Source organism: Pseudomonas sp. VMV1 (assembly GCF_056790235.1).
Genome location: NZ_JBXGSE010000003.1, coordinates 220597 through 241598, shown reverse-complemented (window position 1 = coordinate 241598; position 21002 = coordinate 220597). Strand labels below are relative to the sequence as shown.

Annotated in this window: 21 protein-coding genes; 11 read left to right on the top strand and 10 right to left on the bottom strand. The window is 65.3% G+C overall.

The window, feature by feature from the left end; genetic code table 11:
- Positions 1-69 precede the first annotated feature (69 nt).
- Positions 70-1470, top strand: coding sequence for a sugar porter family MFS transporter (locus tag ACUCV0_RS11165; protein ID WP_059313166.1), 1401 nt, complete (start codon positions 70-72; stop codon positions 1468-1470).
- 44 nt (positions 1471-1514) lie between these two features.
- Here the strand turns inward: ACUCV0_RS11165 and ACUCV0_RS11160 are convergent, their stop codons facing one another.
- Positions 1515-1952 carry a YMGG-like glycine zipper-containing protein gene (locus ACUCV0_RS11160; protein ID WP_064309181.1) on the bottom strand — a complete coding sequence of 146 codons (438 nt, stop codon included), beginning with the start codon at positions 1950-1952 and terminating at the stop codon, positions 1515-1517.
- A gap of 232 nt (positions 1953-2184) precedes the next feature.
- Here ACUCV0_RS11160 and ACUCV0_RS11155 point away from each other — a divergent pair, with 232 nt between their 5' ends.
- Positions 2185-3393 (top strand): aldose 1-epimerase family protein, encoded by a 1209-nt coding sequence (locus ACUCV0_RS11155; RefSeq protein ID WP_482212693.1) that lies wholly within the window; start codon positions 2185-2187, stop codon positions 3391-3393.
- An 18-nt stretch (positions 3394-3411) separates the two neighbouring features.
- On the opposite strand, the gene ACUCV0_RS11150 is transcribed toward ACUCV0_RS11155, so the two are convergent.
- Positions 3412-3813 carry an acyl-CoA thioesterase gene (locus tag ACUCV0_RS11150; protein ID WP_026083995.1) on the bottom strand — a complete coding sequence of 134 codons (402 nt, stop codon included), beginning with the start codon at positions 3811-3813 and terminating at the stop codon, positions 3412-3414.
- A gap of 482 nt (positions 3814-4295) precedes the next feature.
- Between ACUCV0_RS11150 and ACUCV0_RS11145 the strand changes: the two genes are divergently transcribed.
- The 5 genes from ACUCV0_RS11145 to gltP all read left to right on the top strand — a co-directional run bounded on the left by ACUCV0_RS11145 (position 4296) and on the right by gltP (position 10040).
- Positions 4296-5609, top strand: coding sequence for an MFS transporter (locus ACUCV0_RS11145; protein ID WP_059313169.1), 1314 nt, complete (start codon positions 4296-4298; stop codon positions 5607-5609).
- A gap of 167 nt (positions 5610-5776) precedes the next feature.
- Entirely contained in the window at positions 5777-6976 is a 1200-nt protein-coding gene (gene fdhA, locus ACUCV0_RS11140; protein WP_059313170.1) for a formaldehyde dehydrogenase, glutathione-independent, read from the top strand.
- Between the two features lie 144 nt (positions 6977-7120).
- A complete protein-coding gene (locus ACUCV0_RS11135; RefSeq protein WP_059313171.1) occupies positions 7121-7483 on the top strand; it encodes a hypothetical protein in 363 nt (120 codons plus the stop codon).
- Positions 7484-7548: 65 nt separating this feature from the next.
- The gene (locus ACUCV0_RS11130) at positions 7549-8379 is read left to right on the top strand and encodes an aldo/keto reductase (protein WP_059313172.1); all 831 of its coding nucleotides are present in this window, start codon (positions 7549-7551) and stop codon (positions 8377-8379) included.
- Between the two features lie 311 nt (positions 8380-8690).
- On the top strand, positions 8691-10040 hold the full coding sequence (gene gltP, locus ACUCV0_RS11125; RefSeq protein WP_133860023.1) for a glutamate/aspartate:proton symporter GltP: 1350 nt from the start codon (positions 8691-8693) through the stop codon (positions 10038-10040).
- Positions 10041-10091: 51 nt separating this feature from the next.
- Here the strand turns inward: gltP and ACUCV0_RS11120 are convergent, their stop codons facing one another.
- Positions 10092-10937, bottom strand: coding sequence for an NAD-dependent epimerase/dehydratase family protein (locus tag ACUCV0_RS11120; RefSeq protein ID WP_059313174.1), 846 nt, complete (start codon positions 10935-10937; stop codon positions 10092-10094).
- 151 nt (positions 10938-11088) lie between these two features.
- On the opposite strand from ACUCV0_RS11120, the gene ACUCV0_RS11115 reads away from it, so the two are divergent.
- From ACUCV0_RS11115 to ACUCV0_RS11105, 3 genes are all read left to right on the top strand, one after another.
- Positions 11089-12021, top strand: coding sequence for a hydrogen peroxide-inducible genes activator (locus ACUCV0_RS11115; protein WP_059313175.1), 933 nt, complete (start codon positions 11089-11091; stop codon positions 12019-12021).
- Positions 12018-14093 (top strand): ATP-dependent DNA helicase RecG, encoded by a 2076-nt coding sequence (gene recG, locus ACUCV0_RS11110; protein WP_059313176.1) that lies wholly within the window; start codon positions 12018-12020, stop codon positions 14091-14093. Before ACUCV0_RS11115 ends, recG begins: the two co-directional genes overlap by 4 nt.
- Positions 14094-14168: 75 nt before the next feature.
- Positions 14169-15563: an aminoacyl-tRNA deacylase and HDOD domain-containing protein gene (locus ACUCV0_RS11105; protein ID WP_059313177.1), complete on the top strand. Its 1395-nt coding sequence runs from the start codon at positions 14169-14171 to the stop codon at positions 15561-15563.
- Between the two features lie 98 nt (positions 15564-15661).
- Here the strand turns inward: ACUCV0_RS11105 and rpmG are convergent, their stop codons facing one another.
- Both rpmG and rpmB read right to left on the bottom strand, forming a co-directional pair.
- A complete protein-coding gene (rpmG, locus tag ACUCV0_RS11100) occupies positions 15662-15817 on the bottom strand; it encodes a 50S ribosomal protein L33 (protein ID WP_007159904.1) in 156 nt (51 codons plus the stop codon).
- Between the two features lie 11 nt (positions 15818-15828).
- Positions 15829-16065, bottom strand: a complete 237-nt coding sequence (gene rpmB, locus ACUCV0_RS11095; RefSeq protein WP_007159903.1) for a 50S ribosomal protein L28 — start codon at positions 16063-16065, stop codon at positions 15829-15831.
- Between the two features lie 391 nt (positions 16066-16456).
- Here rpmB and ACUCV0_RS11090 point away from each other — a divergent pair, with 391 nt between their 5' ends.
- The gene (locus tag ACUCV0_RS11090; protein WP_482212692.1) at positions 16457-18034 is read left to right on the top strand and encodes an ABC transporter substrate-binding protein; all 1578 of its coding nucleotides are present in this window, start codon (positions 16457-16459) and stop codon (positions 18032-18034) included.
- A gap of 49 nt (positions 18035-18083) precedes the next feature.
- Here ACUCV0_RS11090 and ACUCV0_RS11085 read toward each other — a convergent pair whose 3' ends face one another.
- From ACUCV0_RS11085 to ACUCV0_RS11065, 5 genes are read right to left on the bottom strand one after another with little or no spacing between them, the layout of a single operon-like run.
- Positions 18084-18413 (bottom strand): Na+/H+ antiporter subunit G, encoded by a 330-nt coding sequence (locus tag ACUCV0_RS11085; RefSeq protein WP_482212691.1) that lies wholly within the window; start codon positions 18411-18413, stop codon positions 18084-18086.
- A gap of 15 nt (positions 18414-18428) precedes the next feature.
- Complete coding sequence (locus ACUCV0_RS11080) at positions 18429-18698, bottom strand: K+/H+ antiporter subunit F (RefSeq protein WP_059313179.1); 270 nt, start codon at positions 18696-18698, stop codon at positions 18429-18431.
- The gene (locus tag ACUCV0_RS11075; protein WP_271653621.1) at positions 18683-19180 is read right to left on the bottom strand and encodes a Na+/H+ antiporter subunit E; all 498 of its coding nucleotides are present in this window, start codon (positions 19178-19180) and stop codon (positions 18683-18685) included. The genes ACUCV0_RS11080 and ACUCV0_RS11075 overlap by 16 nt, the downstream gene beginning before the upstream one ends.
- Entirely contained in the window at positions 19177-20676 is a 1500-nt protein-coding gene (locus tag ACUCV0_RS11070; RefSeq protein ID WP_482212690.1) for a monovalent cation/H+ antiporter subunit D, read from the bottom strand. Before ACUCV0_RS11070 ends, ACUCV0_RS11075 begins: the two co-directional genes overlap by 4 nt.
- Positions 20673-21002 carry a Na+/H+ antiporter subunit C gene (locus tag ACUCV0_RS11065; protein ID WP_058791729.1) on the bottom strand — a complete coding sequence of 110 codons (330 nt, stop codon included), beginning with the start codon at positions 21000-21002 and terminating at the stop codon, positions 20673-20675. Before ACUCV0_RS11065 ends, ACUCV0_RS11070 begins: the two co-directional genes overlap by 4 nt.

Here is a 21002-nt window from a genome sequence, read left to right as displayed (position 1 = left end):
TGTAACAAGCGGATACGGAACGACCCGCGACAACAAGATCGCCCACAAGGCGAGCGAGGAGCCTCAGTCATGAGCAACACCACAACCAACGCCGACGGTCACGTCACCGAAAAGGCCCAGCCCAAGGCGATCTTCGCCTGCCTGATGGCCGCCCTGGCCGGTCTGATGTTCGGCCTCGACATCGGCGTCATTTCCGGCGCCACCAAATTCATCCAGCAGGAATTCCAGATCTCCGATCAGATGATCGAGTGGATCGTCTCCAGCATGATGGCCGGCGCTGCCCTGGGTGCCCTGGGCGCAGGCTCGCTGTCGGCCAAGCTGGGCCGCAAGAAGTCGCTGATGCTGGGCGCCGTGCTGTTCGTCGTGGGCTCGGTGCTCTGTGGCCTGGCCACCTCGCCGACCATGCTGATCTTTGCCCGCTTCCTGCTCGGCCTGGCCATCGGTATCGCCTCCTTTACCGCGCCGCTGTACCTGGCCGAAGTCGCTCCGGAAAACATCCGCGGCTCGATGATCTCGCTGTACCAGCTGATGATCACCGCCGGCATCCTGCTCGCCTTCCTGTCCAACACCGCCTTCAGCTACTACGAGGCCTGGCGCTGGATGCTCGGCATCATCGCCATTCCCGGCGTACTGTTCCTGATCGGCGTCTTCGCGCTACCCGACAGTCCGCGCTGGCTGATCATGGCGGGTCGCCGCGAGGAGGCCATCAAGGTCCTGCACAAGCTGCGCGGTGACGAAAAGGTCATCCAGCAGGAAGTCGCGGAAATCGAAGAGCAGCTCAAGGTGCCGCAGAAGGGCTGGTCGCTGTTCAAGGAAAACGCCAACTTCCGCCGCTCGGTGGGCCTGGGCGTGCTCCTGCAGGTGGTGCAGCAGTTCACCGGCATGAACGTGGTGATGTACTACGCGCCGCGCATCTTCGAAGGCATGGGCTACGATACCGCCGCCCAGATGTGGTTTACCGCCGCGGTCGGCCTGACTAACGTGCTGGCCACCTTCATCGCCATCTTCCTGGTCGACAAGTGGGGCCGCAAACCCATCCTCTACACCGGTTTCGTGGTCATGGCCGTGGGCCTGGGCGTGGTCGGCAGCATGCTGGGCGCCGGTAACCTGAGCCATGGCCAGCAGACCTTCACCGTGGTCATGTTGCTGATCTTCATCGTCGGCTTCGCCATGTCGGCCGGTCCGCTGATCTGGACCCTGTGCTCGGAAGTGCAGCCGCTCAAGGGCCGCGACTTCGGCATCGGCTGCTCCACCTTTACCAACTGGATCGCCAACATGATCGTCGGCGCCACCTTCCTGACCATGCTGGGCACCCTGGGGCAGGGCACCACCTTCTGGATCTATGCCGGTCTGAACGTGGTGTTCATCTTCCTGGTATTCCTGCTGGTGCCGGAAACCAAGGGCGTCACCCTGGAGCGCATCGAACGCAATCTGATGCAGGGCAAGCGCCTACGCGACCTCGGCCAGTAGCCTCTAGCGCAAAAGAAAACGCCCGGCTCTGCCGGGCGTTTTCATTAGCGGTGCCAATGCTTGTGTCTGTGCTTGGCGTGCTTCCAGCCCTTGCCGGGATGGTCGCGATAGCGACGGTCGTCGCGACCGCTGTCGCCCAGGTTATTACCCAGGGCACTGCCGGCACCGCCACCCAGGGCCGCGCCGACCAGGCCCCCGGTGCTGCCACCGACCCGATTGCCGATCACGTTGCCGCCCGCAGCGCCCAGGCCACCGCCGATGGCGGCCTCGGTACGATTGCGACGGTCCGCGCCCAGTACACCACCTGCTGCACCACCCACGCCGGCACCGATGGCCGCACCGGTACTGCCGCCGACCTGCTGGCCGACCAGGGTACCAAGCACACCACCCACGGCGCCGCCGAGTCCGGCTTCGGTATTGCCCGCATAGGCCGGGGCAACGCCTGCCAGGGCAAGCAACAAGAACAGGGCTGAAGGTTTCATGGAGTCCACTCCGTGGTAGAGACGAGTCGATCCTCGGCAAAAATCGCTGCCCTGGCAAGTACCGAACAGGTGTTTGAATGGTAAAGGTTGTCTTTACCCATTCCTTTGATTTCGCTGAACAAACCTATACAGGGCAAGCCGGTCTCAGCCCCTTGGCCGGCGCGGAAGCAGGGTCTGCAACCCGGCGCACGGTGGTCTAGACTCAAGTCGACCGCGATGCCTAGGGCACTCCATGATCCACGCTCGTCTGTTGTCTGGCTGTCTCCTGTTCCTTGCAAATGCCAGTGCCTCGGCCTGGGAATACACCCTTATCGCCCCCGACAAGCCGGTGCAGAACTGGAGCATCAGCAGTGATCGCCTGGGCCTGCGCGATGGACTGGCCTTCGCGGTCGGCGTGCATCACCTGAGTGGCGGTCGCCAGGAGGGCTCGGTGCTGATCGAGATCGATACCGGCGCCCTGCAGCTCACCGTGGTGGCTACCCGCGGCATGAATGTCCTGCGCGCCCAGGCCGGCACCCTGCGGCTGGGCTGGGATTCACCGGTGCGCGAAGTGGTCAATCCGGCTTTCGTCAACCTGGAGAGCCGCAATGGACTCGGCTGGCTGGAGGGCTTCAACGAACTGGTGGCCCGCGCCGGCTTCGAGTGGGTCGGCCATCCGGGGATGGACAAGGGGCAACTCCTGACCTTGCACGGGCGGGCCAGCTACTTGCCGGCCAGCCAGGTGGTACTGACCATCGACGAACAGCCGCCGCACCGCATCAGCCTCAAGGGCGTGCTGCACGAAGAGGCCTTCAAGCAAGCCAACTTTCGCATCGACACCGAGCTGGTCACCCATGCCGGGGCTACCGGCTTCACCCTGCATGACCGCCTGACCAATCAGGGGGCGCACGCCGCCGAGTACCAGGCGCTCTATCACAGCAATTTCGGTCCGCCGCTGCTCGGCGAGGGCTCAGGATTCGCCGCTCCGGTGCGCGAAGTGTCACCCTTCGATGCGCGTGCACGGCAGGAACTGGGCGAGTGGCAGACCTATCGCGCGCCCACGCCGGGCTATGGCGAGACGGTCTACAACCTCTATCCCTGGGGCGACGATCAGGGGCGTAGCCTGGCGGTGCTGCACGATCGCAGTGCTCATCAGGGGGTGGCGCTGGCATTCAACGTGCGGGAACTGCCGGTCTTTACCCTGTGGAAGAACACCGATGCCAAGGCCCAGGGCTATGTCACCGGGCTGGAGCCGGGTACCAGCTTTTCCTACAACCGCGGCCAGCAGCGGGCGCTGGGGCTGGTGCCGCGCATCGAGGCGGGCGGCACACGCGATTTCACCCTCGAATACCGCTTGCTGGCCACCGCTGCCGAGGTCCGGCAGGCACTGGAGCAGGTCGAGGGTATCCGGCACGGGCGGCCGACCCAGGTGCGCGAGACGCCGCTCGCCCAGGATCCGTAGCGGTCCGGCAAGCGGCCTCTAACGCCGCGCCGGCAACGGGCGGGTGCGGCCGCTGCCGTCGATGGCGACAAAGACGAACACCGCCTCGGTCACCTTGCTCCACTCGCTGGACAGCGGATCGTCGCTCCAGACCTCGATGAGGATCTGGATGGAGCTGCGGCCGACTTCCAGGGTGTTGGTATAGAAGGAGAGCTGTGCGCCCACGGGCACCGGGGTCATGAAGGCCATGCGGTCGATGGCCACCGTGGCGACGCGTCCGGCGGCCAGGCGACTGGCCATGGCGCTGCCGGCCAGGTCCATCTGGGCCACCAGCCAGCCGCCGTAGATGTCGCCAAACCCGTTGGTTTCACGGGGCAGGGCAGTGATCTGCATGGCCAGGTCGCCCTGGGGGATGGGATCTTCTTGTTCGAGCTCTTCGATCATGACAGGGCCCTCGGGAGCCCGGATAGGTAGGTAACGTTCAGCATCCGCACGCAAGAATGCTGCCAATCTCTTTGAGGAGATCGTTAGGGGGCTACAGTATAACGCTTGGGGCAGAGCGCCTCGACCGCTTTCGCACCAGAAAGGCATAGCCATGGCTCGTCAGATAGCCGCTGAATACAGCCTGAATGAATAGCGGAAATTCCTTGCAGATTTGCTATCGTGGGCACCGTGCGTGGCCAGGCAATCCAGAGGGTCGCGTACGTCCGATGATCAGGTAATGATCGGTAGACCTGCTGCCGCCGTGCTCCACAAGAGCGCAGGTGGCGCGGTGCAGGTCCGGCGCCCATCCGGCGATCCGCCCGATCCCTGCCAGCCGCCCCAAGGCGGAGGGTCACTCGGGGCCGCGTCTTGTCCGCTACACCCGGAAGGATGCCAGAGGCCGAATTTCCTTTGCGCTCCTCTCTTGTCCGGGATCATCGATGAAACTGCAATCCGCCTCCGCGCCGCTCACGTCGCGTCCTCTGGGCCGCAACGACTACAAGACCCTCTCGCTGTCCGCCCTGGGTGGCGCGCTGGAGTTCTACGACTTCGTCATCTTCGTCTTCTTCGCCGCGGTGGTGGGGAAGCTGTTCTTTCCCGTCGACATGCCCGACTGGCTGCGGCAGATGCAGACCTTCGGCATCTTCGCCGCGGGCTACCTGGCGCGACCGCTGGGCGGCATCATCATGGCCCACTTCGGCGACCTGCTCGGGCGCAAGAAGATGTTCACCCTGAGCATCTTCATGATGGCGCTGCCCACCCTGGGCATGGGCCTGATGCCCACCTACGCCCAGATCGGCGTGGCCGCGCCCATCCTGCTGCTGGTGCTGCGCATCATCCAGGGGGCGGCCATCGGCGGCGAGGTGCCCGGCGCCTGGGTGTTCGTCTCGGAACACGTCCCCGGCAAGCACGTCGGCTATGCCTGCGGCACCCTGACCGCCGGCCTCACCTTTGGCATCCTGCTCGGGTCGCTGATGGCGACCCTGATCAATACCGTCTTCACGCCGGTGGAAGTGGCCGACTACGCCTGGCGCTTCCCCTTCATCATCGGCGGTGTCTTTGGCCTGTTCTCGGTCTACCTGCGCCGCTGGCTGCACGAGACGCCGGTGTTCGCCGAACTGGCGATCCACAAGTCGCTGGCCGAGGAAGTACCGCTCAAGGCGGTGCTGCGCGACCATCGCAGCAGTGTGATCCTGTCCATGCTGCTGACCTGGATGCTCACCGCCGGCATCGTGGTGGTCATCCTCATGACCCCGACCCTGCTGCAGACCCAGTACGGTTTCTCCGCCGCCCTGGCGCTCAAGGCCAACAGCCTGGCCATCGTCTTCCTGACCCTGGGCTGCATCCTCTCCGGCGCCCTGTCCGATCGCTTCGGCAGCGGCCCGGTGTTCATCGTCGGCGGCCTGATCCTGGCGGTGGCCAGCTGGGCGCTCTATGCCGGTCTGAAGGTTCATCCGGAGTGGCTGTTCCCCCTCTATGCGCTGGCCGGCGCAGCGGTCGGTGTCATCGGCGGCGTGCCGCGGGTGATGGTGCTGGCCTTCCCGCCCAAGGTGCGCTTCTCGGGCCTGTCCTTCTCCTACAACGTCGCCTACGCCATCTTTGGCGGCCTGACGCCCATGGTCGTCACCCTGATGCTCAAGGAGCATCCGCTGGGTCCGGCCTGGTACGTCATGGGGCTGGCACTGCTGGGGGTAGGCATCGGTTTCTACCTGCTCAGCCGCGAGCGCCGCGCCGCCGCACTCGCGCCCGCCTGACCCGGGCCGTTCACGCCGTCCGCTCCGGCGGCGTGAACGGGTTCGCCAAGACGACCCGTCAGGGCGACCTCGGCATGGTCAAAAACGCCATCCCCACAGACGCCGCGCTTCGCGAGGACTAGGCTCGAACCCCTAGAGCCAGTCCAACAACAACAGCGAGGTGCAACATGTCCGGTAATCGTGGCGTCGTCTATCTGGGCGCGGGCAAGGTCGAGGTGCAGACCATCCCCTATCCGAAGATGGAAACCCCGCAGGGCAAGCGTATCGACCACGGCGTGATCCTGCGCGTGGTATCCACCAACATCTGTGGTTCCGACCAGCACATGGTGCGCGGCCGGACCACCGCACCCGAAGGCCTGGTGCTCGGCCACGAGATCACCGGCGAAGTCATCGAAGCGGGCCGTGACGTCGAAACCCTCAAGGTCGGCGACCTGGTCTCGGTGCCCTTCAACGTCGCGTGCGGCCGCTGCCGCACCTGTAAGGAGCAGGACACCGGGGTCTGCCTGACCGTCAACCCGTCGCGCGCCGGTGGCGCCTATGGCTACGTCGACATGGGCGGCTGGGTCGGTGGCCAGGCCGAATACGTGCTGGTCCCCTACGCCGACTTCAACCTGCTCAGATTGCCGAATCGCGATGCGGCCATGGAAAAGATCCGTGACCTCACCTGCCTGTCCGACATCCTGCCTACCGGCTACCACGGCGCCGTTACCGCCGGCGTTGGCCCGGGCACCAGCGTCTATGTCGCCGGTGCCGGCCCCGTGGGTCTGGCGGCTGCCGCCTCGGCCCGCCTGCTGGGCGCCGCGGTGGTCATCGTCGGCGACGTCAACCCGGTGCGCCTGGCCCACGCCAAGGCCCAGGGCTTCGAGATCGCCGACCTGTCCCAGGACACCCCGCTGCACGAGCAGATCGCCGCGTTGCTGGGTACGCCGGAAGTAGATTGCGCCGTCGATGCCGTAGGCTTCGAGGCCCGTGGCCATGGTCACGAAGGCGCCAAGAGCGAGGCCCCGGCCACGGTGCTGAACTCGCTGATGGGCGTCGTGCGGGTAGCCGGCAAGATCGGCATCCCCGGCCTGTACGTGACCGACGACCCGGGTGCGGTGGATTCCGCGGCCAAGGAGGGTGCCCTGAGCATCCGCTTCGGTCTGGGCTGGGCCAAGTCCCACAGCTTCCATACCGGCCAGACCCCGGTGATGAAGTACAACCGCCAGCTGATGCAGGCGATCATGTGGGATCGCATCAAGATCGCCGACATCGTCGGCGTGCAGGTGATCACCCTGGACGAGGCACCCCGCGGCTACAGCGAATTCGATTCGGGCGTACCGAAGAAATTCGTCATCGATCCGCACAAGCTGTTCAGCGCGGCCTGAGCATCGCGCTAAGGGTTTTGTCCGGGAATGCTGGCCATTTGGCATTCCTGGGCAAACCCTGCAGTCGTTTGCCACACCAAGGGGTCTACCCTCGCAGCGTCCGGTTCGGGCGCTGTTTTTTTTGGTGCTACAGACGAGGCCAGCATGACCCCGAATGTCCTTTCGACCCTTCGCCGTATCGTTCCCGCGCTGCTCGTGGCGTCTTTGCTGCTGCTCGGCAGTACCGCCGCTCGCGCCGAGGGCGGCGTGTCCTTTCGCTTCGCCGAAGAGGGACAGGGCTGGCTGCTGCGCGGCCCGGTCGATGTCCTCAAGTGGCCCTTCGTTTACGACCGCAGTCGTGAGCGCGCGCGCAACACCCTCGTCCGTCTCTCCGGTGATACCCAGGTGCGGGTGATCGAGACCCGTTCCTTCCAGCGCTGGAAGCGCATCGAGCTGCAGCAGGATGGCCATACCGTGCTGGGCTGGGTGGAAAGCTACAGCGTGCCCGAGGCCATGCGCCTCGACTGATCGGGAGCAAAAGGCCACCGCCACCAGTCACACCTCTGACACCATCCATTCCAGAGGAGCGACGCATGTCCGCGATCACCCGTCTTCAGCTCAACGACGGTCACCATATCCCGCAGTTCGGCCTGGGGGTCTGGCAGACCCCGGCCGACGAGACCGCCCAGGTGGTCAAGACGGCCCTCGACCTGGGCTATCGCCACATAGATACCGCCGCCATCTACGGCAACGAGGAGGGCGTCGGCCAGGCCATCGCCCAGGCTGGTCTGCCGCGCGATGAGCTGTTCATCACCACCAAGCTGTGGAATGCCGACCAGGGCTACGACAGCGCTCTGCGTGCCTTCGACACAAGCCTGGCCAAGCTGGGGCTGGAGCATGTCGACCTCTACCTGATCCATTGGCCGCTGCCGGAAAAGGGCCTGTTCCTCGACAGCTGGAAGGCCTTGATCGAATTGCGCAACCAGGGCCGGGTGAAGTCCATTGGCGTCTCCAACTTCCGCCAGGCCGACATCGAGACCCTGCTGACCGAGACCGGCGTGGTGCCGGTGGTCAACCAGATCGAGTGCCATCCGTTGCTGCAACAGCAGGAGCTGCGCGACTTCAACACCTACAAGGGCATCGCCACCGAAGCCTGGAGTCCGCTGGCCCAGGGCGGCGAGCTGCTGGGCAGCCCGATCCTGCAACAGCTGGCGGCCAAGCACGGCAAGACGCCGGCCCAGGTGGTGCTGCGTTGGCACATCCAGCTCGGCAATATCATCTTCCCTAAATCCAAGACGCCCAAGCGCATCGAAGAGAACATGCAAATCTTCGACTTCGCCCTGGATGACGAGGACCTGCGGCAGATCGCCGGGCTGAATCAGGACAAGCGGCTGGGCCCGGACCCTTCCACCTTCAACGGCTGACGATCACGGGGCGCCGCGATGAGCGGCGCCTCCGTATGCCTGGCGTGCAAGGCGCCAGTGCCTGTATGCTGCGCGGCCCTTTCGGGACACCTCATGCCGGAACGGCATAGGGCAGGCGACAGCGGCATTAGACATACCCCGTTACCCTCTGGCAAAAGTGTGACGCCTTGGTGCTCCTCGTCCTTTTCGAGCACCGTTTCCGCAGCCTGAACGCACCCTCCCTGTTGGCGTTGCATGCGCTTTGCGCATCACGATCCGGCGCGGTGACGTTCGTCCCGAACTCCATCCAAATAGAACAAAGGTGTCGGTACATGACCAAGCCCAAGCTCAGCCTCGCATGGCAGATTCTCATCGGCCTCGTGCTGGGGATCGCCGTCGGCGCACTGCTCAATCACTTCAGCGCCGAGAAGGCCTGGTGGATCTCGAACGTTCTCAAGCCGGCCGGCGACATCTTCATCCGGCTGATCAAGATGATCGTGGTGCCCATCGTCATCGCCACCCTGGTGGTCGGCATCGCCGGCGTCGGCGACTCCAAGAAGCTCGGTCGTATCGGCCTCAAGACCATCCTCTACTTCGAGATCGTCACCACCCTGGCCATCGTCGTCGGCCTGTTCTTCGCCGACAGCGTGCAACCCGGTGCCGGCATCGACATGAGCACCCTGGGCACCACCGACATCTCCCAGTACCAGAAGACCACCGCGGAAGTGCAGCATGACCACGCCTTCATCGCGACCATCCTCAACCTGATCCCGTCCAACGTCTTCGCCGCCGTCGCCCGCGGCGAGATGCTGCCGATCATCTTCTTCGCCGTGATGTTCGGTCTGGGCCTGGGCGCTCTGCCGGAAGCCACCCGCGAGCCGGTGGTACGGGTCTTCCAGGGCATTTCCGAGGCCATGTTCAAGGTCACCCACATGATCATGAACTACGCTCCCATCGGCGTCTTCGCGCTGATCGCAGTGACCGTAGCCAACTTCGGCTTCGCTTCCCTGCTGCCGCTGGCCAAGCTGGTGGTGCTGGTCTACGTGGCCATCGGCTTCTTCGCCCTCGGCGTGCTGGGCCTGGTGGCCAAGCTGTTCGGCTTCTCGATCTTCCGCATCATCCGCATCCTCAAGGACGAGCTGATCCTGGCCTATTCCACCGCCAGCTCGGAAACCGTGCTGCCGCGCATCATCGAGAAGATGGAGGCCTATGGCGCGCCCAAGGCCATCACCAGCTTCGTGGTACCCACCGGCTACTCCTTCAACCTCGACGGCTCCACCCTCTACCAGAGCATCGCGGCGCTGTTCATCGCCCAGCTCTATGGCATCGACCTGTCGCTGAGCCAGCAGCTGCTGCTGGTGCTGACCCTGATGGTCACCTCCAAGGGTATCGCTGGCGTGCCGGGGGTCTCCTTCGTGGTGCTGCTGGCCACCCTGGGCAGCGTCGGCATTCCGCTGGAAGGCCTGGCCTTCATCGCCGGCGTGGACCGCATCATGGACATGGCGCGCACCGCCCTGAACGTGATCGGCAACGCCCTGGCCGCCCTGGTCATCGCCAAGTGGGAAGGCCTCTACGATGCCGAGAAGGGCGCCGCCTACTGGGCTGCCCTGCCGCACCTGAAGAGCACCGCCAAGGTCGAGGAGCGTCCTCAGGCCACGCGCGGTGAAGCCCTGCGTGACTGAGTGGCTAGCTAGCTGAGAACGGAGCCCGGCCTTGTGTCGGGCTCTGTCGTTTCAGCGGTCGAGAATGGCCGCATAGCCTTCGCGATAGCTGGGGTAGCGGGGCGTCCAGCCCAACGCCCTGGCGCGGGCATTGCTGCATCTCTTGCTGCCGGCGCGGCGCAGTTGGGCGTCGTCCGACCAGGTGGTGATGCCCAGGCGGGCGCGTAGCCAGTCGACCACCTCGTCCAGCGGCGCCGGATCGTCGTCCACGCCCAGGTAGAGATCATCCAGGGCGACCCCTTCACGATCACGCTGCAACAGCAGCGCCAGCAGGCCGGCGGCGTCCTCGACATGGATGCGATTGCCATACAGCGGCGGCTCGCGGGTCACCCGGGAGCCCTCGCGGACCTGCCGCAGCAGCGCTTCGCGTCCCGGGCCATAGATGCCCGTCAAGCGCACCACGCTGGCAGGGATGCCACTGCCGAGCGCGACCTCTTCCGCCTCGCGCAGGAGGCGTCCGGAAAAGCGCTCGGGTTCGGCGGGGGCGGTCTCGTCGACCCAGGCGCCGTCCTGCTGGGCGTAGACCCCGCTGCTGGAGACGAACAGCAGGCGCCGTGGGCGTTGGCCGCAGGCGGCCAGCCAGCCCAGCAGGTGGCGCAGGCCATCGACATAGGCGGCGCGGTAGCCGGCTTCGTCATGGTGGGTCGCGGCGGTGGCATAGACCACCTGATCCAGGGGCTCGCGGGGCCAGTCCGCGGGTGGCTGGACCTCGGCCAGGTCGCCCGCCACGGGCAGCAGGGTGGCGGGCAGGGCGGCGACATTGCGCCTGAGGCCGAAGACGCGGTGACCCTGGGCCACCAGTTGCAGGCCAAGGCGGCTGCCGACATCGCCACAACCGGCGATCAGGATGGTGCTCATCGGTGTTTCCTTCTGCAAAGGCCTGGACAGACGGCCAGGGTAGCCTGAGCCTGGGCGAGGTCCAACCGGATAGGCCGGGCACCTGCCCGTCTTGGGTGGCCGTTGATAGAGACAGCCGCTAAGATTGACCGGCAACCCATGGAATTTGACTATGACCCTGACTGAACTGCGCTATATCGTCACGCTCGCCCAGGAACAGCACTTTGGCCGAGCCGCCGAGCGTTGCCACGTCAGCCAGCCGACGCTGTCGGTCGGCGTCAAGAAGCTTGAGGACGAGCTGGGCATTCTGATCTTCGAGCGCAGCAAGAGTGCCGTGCGCCTCACCCCCACCGGTGAGGGCATCGTCGCCCAGGCGCAAAAGGTGCTGGAGCAGGCGCAGGGTATCCGCGAGCTGGCCCAGGCCGGCAAGAACCAGCTCACGGCGCCGCTGAAGATCGGCGCCATCTATACCATCGGGCCCTATCTCTTTCCGCATCTCATTCCGCAACTCAACCGGGTGGCGCCGGAGATGCCGTTGTACATCGAGGAAAACTTCACTCATATACTGCGCGACAAGCTGCGCACCGGTGAACTGGACGCCATCATCCTCGCCCTGCCGTTCAACGAGCCGGACGTCCTGACCCTGCCGCTGTATGACGAGCCCTTCTACGTGATGATGCCGGCGCGGCACCCCTGGACCAAGCTCAAGACCATCCCGCAGAACCAGCTCAGCGACAAGAGCCTGCTGCTGCTGGGTGAAGGTCACTGCTTCCGCGACCAGGTCCTCGAAGCCTGTCCGACGGTGCGCAAGCACGAGGAAAACAAGAATTCCACGGTGGAGTCCTCGTCCCTGGAAACCATCCGCCACATGGTGGCCTCGGGCCTGGGCGTCTCGGTACTGCCGTTCTCGGCGGTGGAAAGTCACCACTATGCGCCTGGGATCATCGAGGTGCGGCCCTTCGAGCGGCCGGTGCCCTATCGCACCGTGGCCATCGCCTGGCGTGCCAGTTTCCCACGGCCCAAGGCCATCGAGGTGCTGGCCGATTCGGTGCGGTTGTGCTCCGTGGCCCGCCCCGAAGCCAAGGGCATCGTGCAGCCCGCATGAGCGAACTGGCCGCGACGCCGGTCACCGCGCTCAAGGGGGTAGGCGCGGCCCTGCAGGAAAAGCTCGCACGGGTGGGCCTGGAAACCCTGCAGGACGTGCTCTTCCACCTGCCGCTGCGCTATCAGGACCGTACCCGCATCGTACCTATCGGCGCCCTGCGGCCTGGCCAGGACGCCGTGGTGGAAGGCATGGTCGCCTCCGCTGAAGTGCTCATGGGACGGCGGCGCAGCCTGCTGGTGCGGCTGCAGGATGGCAGCGGTACCCTTTCGCTGAGATTCTTCCACTTCAGCCAGGCGCAAAAGGATGGCATGGCCCGCGGCACCCTGCTGCGCTGCTATGGCGAGGTGCGTCCCGGTGCCTCCGGCCTGGAGATCTACCACCCCGAATACCGCGCCCAGGACGAAAGCGCGCCCGCCCCGGTCGAGCAGACGCTGACGCCCATCTATCCGACCACCGAAGGCCTCACCCAGCTGCGCCTGCGCCAGCTCAGCGCCCAGGCCCTGGAGCGGCTGGGGCCCGAGTCCCTGCCGGACTGGCTGCCGCCGGAGATGGCCGAGCACTATCGCCTGGGGCCGCTGGCCGATGCCTTGCGCTATCTGCACCGGCCGCCGCCGGATGCGGATCTGGAAGAGCTGGCCGAGGGCCGTCACTGGGCCCAGGAGCGGCTGGTCTTCGAGGAATTACTGACCCATCAGCTGTCGTTGCAGCGACTGCGCGAAACCCTGCGCGCCCAGCGCGCGGTGCCCCTGCCAGCCGCCCGCCGGCTGCCGCAGCTGTATCTGGATAACCTTGGCTTCACACCTACCGGTGCCCAGCAGCGCGTCGGGCGCGAGATCGCCTACGACCTGGCCCAGGCCGAACCCATGCTGCGGCTGGTGCAGGGCGATGTGGGCGCGGGCAAGACGGTAGTGGCGGCCCTGGCCGCCTTGCAGGCCATCGAGGCCGGCTATCAGGTGGCCCTGATGGCGCCCACCGAAATCCTCGCCGAGCAGCACTTCCTCAACTTCCAGCGCTGGTTCGCTGCCCTGGACATCGAGGTGGCCTGGCTGGCCGGCAAGCTCAAGGGCAAGGCCCGCGTCAGCTCGCTGGAACGCATCGCCGCCGGGGCACCCATGGTGGTGGGCACCCATGCGCTGTTCCAGGAGGAGGTGCGCTTCGCTCGGCTGGCGCTGGTGGTGATCGACGAACAGCACCGCTTCGGCGTGCAGCAGCGTCTGGCGCTGCGCCAGAAGGGTGTCGATGGCCGCCTGGCGCCGCATCAGCTGATCATGACCGCCACGCCCATCCCGCGGACCCTGGCCATGAGCGCCTATGCCGATCTGGATACCTCGGTGCTTGACGAATTGCCACCAGGGCGAACGCCGGTCAACACCGTGAGCGTGACCGACAGCCGCCGCGAGGAAGTGGTGGAGCGGGTCCGCGCCGCCTGCCATGAGGGGCGCCAGGCCTACTGGGTCTGCACCCTGATCGAGGAATCCGAGGAGCTCACCTGCCAGGCGGCCGAGACCACCTACGAGGAATTGCAGCTGGCCTTGGCCGAACTGCACGTGGGGTTGATCCACGGGCGCATGAAGCCGGCGGAAAAGGCCGCGGTGATGGCCGAGTTCAAGGCCGGCAATCTGCAGCTGCTGGTGGCTACCACGGTGATCGAGGTGGGCGTGGACGTGCCCAACGCCAGCCTGATGATCATCGAGAATCCCGAGCGACTGGGCCTGGCCCAGCTGCACCAGTTGCGTGGCCGGGTCGGGCGGGGCAGTGCGGTCAGCCATTGCGTGCTGCTGTTCCATCCCCCGCTGTCGCAAATTGGTCGCGAACGCCTGGCCATCATGCGCGAGACCAACGACGGCTTCATCATCGCCGAGAAGGACCTGGAATTGCGTGGCCCTGGCGAGATGCTCGGCACCCGCCAGACCGGCCTGTTGCAATTCAAGGTGGCCGATCTGATGCGCGATGCCCACTGGCTGCCGGCGGTACGCGATGCGGCCCAGGAACTGCTCGCGCGCTGGCCGAGTCATGCCGGCCCACTACTGGAGCGCTGGCTGCGCCACGGACAGCAATATGGTCAGGTATGACAAAGCCTATACAGACGACGCTACCTACAGAGCCGAATGGTTATACTCCAGGGCGTACGTGAGGATGAATATGCCATGACCGATGTAGCGCTCGCTTCGCCCCTTCCCGAAGTCCCCTCTTCGATCCAGCAATTGCTCGCCCAGTTGAGCCTGGCTTATCGGCCGGTGTCGGCGACGGCGCGTCAGCCGCAGGCGAACCGGGTGCACACGGTACTGCTCAGCGACAGCGTCGGCATGTTGCTGGTGCTCCTGCCCGAGGATCAGCTGCTGGATCTGCGCCGGCTGGTGGAGTTCACCGGTCGCCAGCTGACGGTGGTGGCACCGGATCGTCTGGCGCGCACCCTGGAGCGTTATGAGCTGGATGTCCTGCCAGGGCTGCCGTCTCTGACCAATTCCCCCTGCCTGTATGACGAGCGTCTGCTGGAGGCGCCGCGTCTGCTGCTGGAGTCCGGCGAGCACTCGTTGCTGCTCGAAGTGGAAACGTCTGACTATCGCCGTCTGCTGAGCCAGGCGACTGCGGGCAGCTTCGGTATTCCGGCCGCCGGCATCCAGCCGAACCTGCGCCAGCCGGAACGCGACCAGGCGGAAATCCTCCATGCGGCCACCGCCTTTACCGCGCGGCGTATCCGCCAGCGCCTGGACGAGACCCTGGAAATCCCGCCGCTGTCCAAGACCGCGGAAAAGGTCATCAAGCTGCGGGTCGATCCCGATGCCACGGTGGACGACCTGGCCAACGTGGTGGAGACCGATCCGGCCCTGGCCGCCCAGGTGATCAGCTGGGCGGCATCGCCCTACTATGCCGCGCCCGGCAAGATCCGCTCGGTGGAGGACGCCATCGTTCGGGTGCTGGGCTTCGATCTGGTGATCAACCTGGCTCTCGGCTTGGCCCTGGGCAAGACCCTGAGCCTGCCCAGCGATCAGGCCGAGCAGGAAACCCCCTACTGGAAGCAGGCCATCTACACCGCTGCCCTGATCGAGGGCCTGGCGCGCGCCATGCCGCGAGCGGAGCGGCCGGAAATGGGCCTGGCCTATCTGGGCGGGCTGCTGCACAACTTCGGCTACCTGGTGCTGGCCCACGTCTTTCCGCCGCACTTCACGCTGATCTGCCGCCATCTGGAGGCCAACCGCCAGCTGGATCACCAGGTGATCGAGCATCACCTGCTGGGCATCACCCGCGAGCAGATCGGCGCCGCCCTGATGCGCTGCTGGGAGATGCCCGAAGAGGTGGTCACCGCGCTGCGCTTCCAGGGTGATCCCGAGTATCGCGGCGAGCAGGCGGTCTATCCCAACCTGATCTTTCTCGCGGTGCAGCTGCTGCGTGGCGAAGGCATCGGCAACGGCCCGGCCCAGGCCATTCCCGACGATCTCTATACGCGGCTGAACATAGATCCGACCAAGGCGCGGGAGTGCATGCAGAAGATCCTCGGTGCCGAAGCCGCCCTGCGCGAGCTGACCGGTCAGTTCAAGTGACCGTCTGACTGGCCTCCGGCGCTCCCGGCGCCGGAGCCGCCAAACGCCAGGCAACAAAAAACCCGCCGAGGCGGGTTTCTTGTTCAAGGGGCGATCAATTACTTGATCTTGCCTTCCTTGTACATGACATGCTTGCGCACGACCGGATCGAATTTCTTGATTTCGATCTTTTCGGGCTTGGTGCGCTTGTTCTTGTCAGTGGTGTAGAAGTGACCGGTACCGGCACTGGAAATCAAACGGATCAATTCACGCATGACGAATCCCCTTAGAATTTTTCGCCGCGGCTACGCAGCTCGGACAGGACGGTTTCGATACCGCGCTTGTCGATGATACGCATGCCCTTGGCAGAAACGCGCAGACGCACGAAGCGCTTCTCGGATTCTACCCAGAAACGGTGATGCTGCAGGTTCGGCAGGAAACGACGACGGGTTTTGTTGTTAGCGTGGGAAACGTTGTTCCCAGTAATCGGACCCTTACCGGTTACTTGGCAAACTCTCGACATGGCTCAGCCCTCATAAACCTCATGCCAAACCCGGCATGGGTTGGCCGCTTGTAACTGTATTGATTCCTGTTTTGACGGGGAGAGCCGGCAAATGCCGGGGACCTGAAGCGGCCATACCCCGAAAAAAGAGCGCTGTTTTATACCAGAAGCACCCTGGGATAACAAGGTGGGGCGACGGATGATATGCCTGCGAACCCCGCACCGTGTGGGCCTGGCCGGAATGTCAACCGTTCGTCGGTCAGAAGCATTGTGACGGACGGACGGGTGGTCTAGTTTAGAACGAACGACATAAGCCATCCACGTCCGCCAGACGACCGCCCGCAGCGCTCCTTTGGCCGCTGTCAGCCAGGCGCTCCCTGTCTGCCCACCTCGGATCTACAAGGAATCGTCCATGCGTTTCGCCGCCTTGCCTCTGCTCTTCGCGCCCCTGCTGGCTCAGGCCGCCACGCTCAGCGTCTGCACCGAAGCCAGTCCGGATGGATTCGACGTGGTGCAATACAACTCCCTGACCACCACCAACGCCTCGGCCGATGTGCTGATGAATCGGTTGGTGGAGTACGACGCTGGCGAAGGCAAGCTGGTACCGAGCCTGGCGCAAAGCTGGACGGTGTCCAACGATGGCCTGACCTACGACTTCGCCCTGCGCCCGGACGTGAAGTTTCACCACACCGACTACTTCACCCCCAGCCGCACCCTGACGGCCGATGACGTGGTGTTCAGCTTCCAGCGCATGCTGGACAAGGATCATCCCTGGCATGCGGTGGCCAAGAGCGGTTACCCCCATGCCCAGTCGATGCAGTGGCCCAAGCTGATCAAGCGCGTGGAAAAGACCAGCGATCTCGGCGTGCGCATCGTGCTCAACAGCCCGGACGCCACTTTCCTGCCGACCCTGAGCATGGGCTTCGCCTCCATCTACTCCGCCGAATACGCCGACCAGCTGCTCAAGGCCGGCAAGACCGCTCAGCTCAACGACGAGCCCATCGGTACCGGGCCCTTCGTCTTCAAGCGCTACCAGAAGGACGCCGTGGTGCGCTATGCCGCCAATCCGGACTATTTCGCCGGCAAGCCCAAGCTGGATGGCCTGATCTACGCCATCACCCCGGACTCGGCGGTACGGCTGCAGCGGCTCAAGCGTGGCGAGTGCCAGGTCGCCCTGTCGCCCAAGCCCCAGGATCTGCAGAGCGCCCGGGAAGACAAGAGCCTGCAGGTGCTGCAGACGCCGGCCTTCATGACCGCCTTCGTCGGCATCAACACCACCCATCCGCCGCTGGACAACATCAAGGTGCGCCAGGCCATCAACCTGGCCTTCGACAAGCAGAGCTATCTCAAGGCGGTGTTCCAGGACACCGCGGTGGCCGCCGACAACATCTATCCGCCCACCACCTGGGGCTACGCCAAGGATGTGCCGGCCTATCCCTATGATCCGGCCAAGGCCAAGGCCCTGCTGGCCCAGGCGGGCGTCAAGGAGGGCTTCAAGACCACCATCTGGACGCGACCCAGCGGCAGCCTGCTCAATCCCAATCCGCAACTGGGCGCCCAGATGCTGCAGGCCGACCTGAAGAAGATCGGTGTCGATGCCCAGATCCAGGTGATCGAGTGGGGCGAGCTGATCCGCCGCGCCAAGACCGGCGAGCACGATCTGCTGTTCATGGGCTGGGCCGGGGACAACGGTGATCCGGACAACTACCTGACGCCGCAATTCTCCTGCGCCTCGGTGCAATCGGGGCTGAATTTCGCGCGCTATTGCGACAAGACCCTGGATGGCGCCATCAGCAAGGGCAAGACCCTGGCCGACCAGATGGCGCGGGCCACGGTGTACCACCAGGCACAGCGCATCATCCACGATCAGGCGTTGTGGCTGCCGTTGGCCCATCCGACGGTGACGGTACTGGCCAAGACCACTGTCGAGGGCTATCAGCCCAATCCCTTCGGTCGCCAGGACTTCAGCAAGGTCAGCGGCGGTCGCTAGGACCGCCAGCGACTCGCCAGCCCGCGCTGGCGAGTTGTCGAATCCTGGTTCAGCGCCACGGCTGGCCGTCGGTGCGCTGCACCTGCTTGACCTTCTGCTGGATGGCGGCGCGCGCCAGCATGTGGGCGCTGACTGGCGCGGTGATGAAGATGAACAGGGCGATCAGCAGTTCGTGCAGGCTCAGGCCATCGCCCTGGACGCTGAAGAACAGCATGGAGGCGACGATGGTGCTGCCCACGCCCAGGGTGGTGGCCTTGGTCGGGCCATGCAGGCGCATGAAGAAGTCCGGCAGCCGGTACAGGCCAACGGCGCCGATGAGGGCGAAGCTGCTGCCGATGAGCAGCAGGATGCAGATCAGGAGTTCGAGCCAGAAGGGCATGGGGTAGCTCCTACGTCAGTCGATGATTTCGCCATGGAGCATGTGCTTGCCCAGCGCCACGGTGCCGACGAAGCCGGTCACGGCAATGAGCAGCGCCGCTTCGAAGAAGACGTCGGTGGCCAGCCAGATCCCGAACAGGATGATGATCGCCAGGACGTTGATATAGAGCGTATCCAGCGCCAGTACCCGATCGGGCATGTCGGGGCCCTTGACCAGCCGATAGACGTTGAGTACGGCGGCTATGCCCATCATCCCCAGGCACAGCAGGGTCACGTAGGTGAGCATTCGAAGATCTCCTTGAGCGGGGCTTCATAGCGGGTCTTGACCTGGAGGATCATCGCTTCCTTGTCCTCGACGTCCAGCCCGTGCAGCAGCAGGGTCTTGCGATCGCCGCTGAGGCCAGAGGACACAGTGCCGGGGGTAAGGGAAACCACGCAGGCCAGCAGGGTGAGGAGGAATTCGTCCTCGATGTCGATGGGCACCTCGATGAAGGCCGGCCGGAGGGCCTCGGGGCGGCCCAGCACCAGGCGGGCGACGTGCAGGTTGGCGACGACGATGTCATACATCACCATCAGCATGTAGCGCAGCAGCAGGCCAGGACGCCGCAGGCGCGGGGCGGTGAGCAGGAAGTCCCGGCAGAGCAGCGGGATCCCCCAGCCGAACAGCAGACCCAGCAGCAACTGGCCCAGGCTCAGGCTGTTGTTGAGCAGCAGCCAGGCCAGGGTCAGCAGCCCGGTGAGCAGTGGGTGCGGTAGCCAGCGCTTCATGGGCCAACCCCCCGGACGATGTCGAAGTAGGCGGAGACATCCAGCAGTTGCCGGGCGGTCTCCAGGGTGTAGCTATGCAGCGGAGCCGCCGCAGCCATCAGCAGGGGGCTGCCCAGCAGCAGGCCGAGGGTCGCGGCGAGCTGGATGCGATCGAGGCGCACCTCCAGGGCCACGTTGTTGGCGCGCCAGAACAACGTCGTGCCGGCGCGGGACAGGGCGATGATCATGCCCAGCCCACCCAGCAGCACTACCGGCCAGATGATCAGTGCCGGCCAGGCGGTACCGGTGGCCTGCAGGAGCATCACCTTGCCGAGAAAGCCGGGGAAGGGCGGCAGTCCGGCGACGGAGACCGCGCCAAGAAAGAACAGTCCGCCCAACAGACGCGGATGACGCAGCTCGGGCCCGCTTTTGAGGATGTCGCCCTGGAGGCCGCGCTGCTGGGCGATGAGGTCGGCCAGCAGGAACAGGGCGCCGGCGATCCAGGTGCTGTGCACCAGGTAGAAGAAGGCAGCGGCCAGGCCCGCGACGCTGCCCAGGGCGACGCCGGTGAGCAGCATGCCGACCGAGATGACCACCAGGTAGCCGAGCAGCGCCTTGAGGTGGTGGGCGGCCAGGGCGCCGAATACCCCGGCGGCCAGGGTGACCGCCGCCAGCGGCCAGAGCCAGGGCAGCACATAGTGGGCAAGCGGCCCAGCCGCGGCGCCGAACACCAGCAGGAAGACGCGGACGATGGCGTAGAGTCCGACCTTGGTCATGATGGCGAACAGCGCGGCGACTGGCGCGCTGGCCGTGGAATAGGCGCTGGGCAGCCAGAAGTACAGCGGCAGGATGGCGCCCTTGAGGCCAAAGACCACCAGCAGCAGGAAGCCTGCAGCGGCCAACAGGGGCGCGCGCTCGGGGTCGGCGCTAGCTACCTTCAGGCCCAGGTCGGCCATGTTCAGGGTGCCGAGCAGGCCGTAGAGCAGGCCGATGCCGATCAGGAACAGCGCCGAGCCCACCAGGTTGAGCACCACGTAGTGCAGACCGGCGCGTATCCGGTCCGGTCCGGCGCCGTGCACCAGCAGGGCATAGGAGGCGATCAGCAGGATCTCGAAGAAGACGAAGAGATTGAACAGGTCGCCAGTGAGGAAGGCGCCGTTGATGCCCAGCAGCTGAAACTGGAACAGCGCATGGAAGTCCGGGCCGCGAGCATCGTCGCCGCGGCAGGCGTAGAGCACCGCGCCAGCGGCCAGCACCGCCACGGTGAGCAGCATCAGCGCGGCCAGGCGATCCAGCAGCAGGACGATTCCGAAGGGCGCCGCCCAGTCGCCCAGGGCGTAGACCTCCAGCTGACCGCTACTGGCCCGCTGCAGGAGCAGCACCGCTAGCGGCAGCAGGGCCCAGGTGGCGAGCAGCGACAGCCCGCGCGAGGCCCTGGCGGATAGCCGTGGGCGCATCAGCAGGAAGCCGCCGGTAAACAAGGGGACGAGGATGGGCAGGATGATCAGGTGGTTCATCGGCGTGGCTCCTCGCCATCCACGTGGTCGGTGCGCAATTCGCCCAGGGCGCGCAGCGACAGGGCCACCACGAAGGCGGTCATGGCAAAGCCGATGACGATGGCGGTCAGCACCAGCGCCTGGGGCACCGGATCGGCATGCTCGGCGGCCTTGCCGATCACCGCCGGCACGCCGGTGCGCAACCGACCCATGGCGAACAGGAAGAGATTGACCGCATAGGAGAGCAGGGTGAGGCCCAGCACCACCGGATAGAGGCGAGCTCTGAGCAGCAGGTAGACGCCGGTGGCGACGAGGACCCCGAGGGTCGTGCAGAACAGGATCTCCAT